Source organism: Ralstonia sp. ASV6 (assembly GCF_016429285.1).
Taxonomy (GTDB): domain Bacteria; phylum Pseudomonadota; class Gammaproteobacteria; order Burkholderiales; family Burkholderiaceae; genus Ralstonia; species Ralstonia flaminis.
The window spans coordinates 1-3386 of sequence record NZ_JAELUI010000271.1; the positions used below are offsets into that span (position 1 = coordinate 1).

A 3386-nucleotide genomic window follows, 5' to 3' on the forward strand; every position below is an offset into this window, starting at 1 on the left:
CGCCCGAACGATGCGGACGCTGGAACCACGGCCGGATTCACCTACGGCAGTTTCACGTCGCTCGCAAGCGGGCGAGGGGAGAGCGGGTGGCATCCGCCACAGAACGCGCGCCGTTACACCGTCCCCGCGTGGTTCCTCGCCTGCGGGAGCAGCGGACAGCGCCAGCGTAGGCAATGCCGTTTCCACAGCGGTGCCAATGCAGCCAGCAACGTCGGCGCGATGGCTTGCCGATGCGCTGGCCGGCGTGCTCCCAGCATTACCGGCCGCTGAGCGCGCTGTGCTGCACGCGCACCTGTACGCCCAGGCCGTTGCCGGCGGCGCACCGGCATGGCGCGCGCTGGCACTTCGCTATGCGCGTGCGTTGCACCGGAAGCAACCGATGCGCTTCGCCAGCACCGCAGCGGCAATGCGAGGACTGGCCAATGTTCAGTGCCAATCCGCCCGAACAGGGCATATCACGCTCGGCAACGGTATGCGTCGCGCCGCGCCGTGGTTGCCCGCTGCGCGGCTGGTACGAACGCATCGCGTCGACCTATCGCGCACGCCTACCGGGCGTCTGCCGAGCGAATCAACGTCGCCACAGCGGCAGGACTGGAAGGCGTTTGCCGAGGTCGCCGCGCTGTCATCACCGGTGGCCAGGCTGGCCCGCATCCTGGCGTTGCCCGCTCAATCCCCCGCACCGCTCGCGTGGACTGTCCAGCGTCAGGTGGCGGGCTGGCTTGCGGACGCGGCCGTCTGCAGCGAGTGGCTTGCAGCAACACGCCCCACAGAACGCTGGACGCTGCTCGCGATGCTGTTTCCCGCCGACATCGCCACGCTGCGCAGGAGCAGTCGCATGCTGCGGATTGCCCACGCGCACCTGCTGCCGGACTTGCCGGCGAGCGTGCGTGCTGACAGCCATTGGGCGTTTCTTGTCGATCATCTGCTGCTGTCTGGCCTGCCTGCATCGGCACCGCTACTGGTGCGCCGCTATGCGATGCACCTGTATCGGGAAGACCACGTCGCACGTGGTAACGCTGCGATGTCATTTGAGCATTGGCGGGCACGTCTTGCGCAGGCGCTCGATGTGAGCGGACATCCAGAGCGGGTTGTCTCCAGCGCTGATGCCGTACGTGCGCCCGTCGCATCGCGTTCGCACCGCACGACGATGTGCCTTGACGCTCAGATGCTGCGCCAGCCTCCGGATGCCGCAGAGCAATGGGAAGCGCGCCAGATACTGGAGTCGGCCGGCACCGGCACCGTCGCATCAGCTGTCGCGCACACGGCACTGCAGGCGCCACCGAGATCAGCGCACACACAAGCCAACCCGGACAAGGTATCCGGCCCCGCTGTCAGGCAACAGATGGCGCCGCCGCGGGCGACGTCGTCCGAGCAGACTGGCCCCGGCATACCAACCGGCCATGCAGTTTCGCCACGCACGCCACCGCAAATGCCGCCGCCCGCCGCTCCATTCGGCGCGCGCACCGCACCACCCTTACCGGTCTCACGGCCAGTGCCCCCCGACCCTGCCGCCGCTGACAGCCACTACATCGGCAACGCGGGCCTTGTGCTGCTGGCCAACTACACCCAGCGCCTGTTCGACATGCTTGACCTGCGCGATGGTCCGCACTTGCGCGATGCCGCGTCGCAATCTCGTGCGGTGCGCTGCCTGGCTTACCTCGTCGACGGCAACGAGGCGGGGAGCGAGCCAGAGTGGGTGCTGCCCAAGCTGCTGTGCGGCATGCAGCTGGCACAGCCGCTCACGGACGAGCCGGGGCTGGATCACGACACGCGAGCATTGCTCGACAGCCTCTTGCAGGCGGTGATTGCACACTGGACCGCGCTCGGCCGTACCTCGATGGCCGGGCTGCGGGAGACCTTCCTGCGCCGTGAGGGACGGCTGCAGCGCGAGACGGCCCAAGCCGGCGCGCATTGGCGGCTCGCAGTAAGGCCGGGGCCGTTCGACATGTTGCTTGATCGACTGCCATGGTCCTACGCCACGATCAAGCTGCCCTGGATGGAGGAGGTGCTGTATGTCGACTGGCGCTAGGGCAGCTTCCATTGCTGTGCACGCCAAGGCGCTGCAGCGCGAGCTGGATTGGCTGGAGGTCATGCTGGACCTGCGCTTCAAGCAGCACTTCGACCACGACAGCACGGTAGCCACCATGCCGCCACCGCCTGTGCTGCCCGAGGCCAGCGCGTTGGCTGAGGTTGTCACGCAATATGCGCTCGGACCGCGCGAGCGGCTGGTGCTTGCGCTGGCCTGTGCGCCACACCTGCGCCCGGCTGCGCTGGACCTCTTCTTCGTCAAGAACCGCAATTTTGACCGCGGTTTCAGCGAATTCGGCGGCGGCAAGGCGGTCCGCCACGGCGGTTTCCTCCCCACCGGCGAGACCGCCGTCTTTCTGGTGGCGGGCGACGACCTGGCGGCTCGCATCGCAGTTCTGGAACTGTTCGACGCGCAGCACGCCTTTGCGCGTGGCGGCCTTGTGCAACTGGATGGTGAAGTCGGCGGTGAGCCGCAACTCTCGGGAAACCTGCAGGTCAGCGCAGAAGCGCTGCAACGGCTCCAGACCGGCGTCTGGCACAAGCCCGACTACAACGCGCAGTTCCCGGCCAAGCGCATCAGCTCGGCACTCGGATGGGACGACCTGATCTTAGCCCCCGAGGTCATGGACGAAATCGCGATTGTGCAGTCCTGGCTGCGCGTGGGCCCGGAGCTGATGGAAGACTGGGGGCTCGACAAGGCGGTCCGGCCAGGCTACCGCTGCCTGTTCTACGGGCCGCCAGGCACCGGCAAGACGCTGACGGCAACGCTGCTCGGCCAGGGCATCGGCATGGATGTGTACCGCATCGACCTGTCGATGGTGGTCTCCAAGTACATCGGTGAAACGGAGAAGAATCTTGCGCGCGTGTTCGACCAGGCGCAGAGCCGGCGCTGGATTCTCTTCTTCGACGAGGCGGACGCGCTGTTCGGCAAGCGCTCGGCCACCAACAACAGCAACGACCGGTACGCCAATCAGGAAGTGGCCTACCTGCTGCAGCGCGTGGAGGACTTTCCCGGCATGGTGATCCTCGCCAGCAACCTGCGCGGCAATATCGACGACGCCTTCTCTCGGCGCTTTCAATCCATGATCTATTTCCCGATGCCCGACGCGGCCCAGCGCCTGCGGCTGTGGCGCAGCCTGCTGTGCCGGCCCGAGCGGCTGGCCAGCACTATCGACCTGTTGGCGCTGGCGGAGCAGCACGAACTGTCAGGCGGCGCCATGGTGAACGTGGTGCGCTTTGCGGTGCTGCTGGCCGAGCGCCACGGGCACGCGCAACTCACCGCCGAGCATCTGCGCCAGGGCCTGGCGCGTGAACTGCGCAAGGAAGGGAGGACGGCATGAGCCGCGCTTGGCATACGC

At 67.2% G+C, this 3386-nt stretch carries 2 protein-coding genes; both read left to right on the forward strand.

What is annotated here, in order from left to right; translation table 11 throughout:
* The first annotated feature begins 196 nt into the window (after nucleotides 1-196).
* Nucleotides 197-2029: a contractile injection system tape measure protein gene (locus tag JHD73_RS27205; RefSeq protein ID WP_199033246.1), complete on the forward strand. Its 1833-nt coding sequence runs from the start codon at nucleotides 197-199 to the stop codon at nucleotides 2027-2029.
* Entirely contained in the window at nucleotides 2013-3368 is a 1356-nt protein-coding gene (locus JHD73_RS27210) for an ATP-binding protein (RefSeq protein WP_199033247.1), read from the forward strand. The genes JHD73_RS27205 and JHD73_RS27210 overlap by 17 nt, the downstream gene beginning before the upstream one ends.
* The last annotated feature ends 18 nt before the right edge of the window (nucleotides 3369-3386 follow it).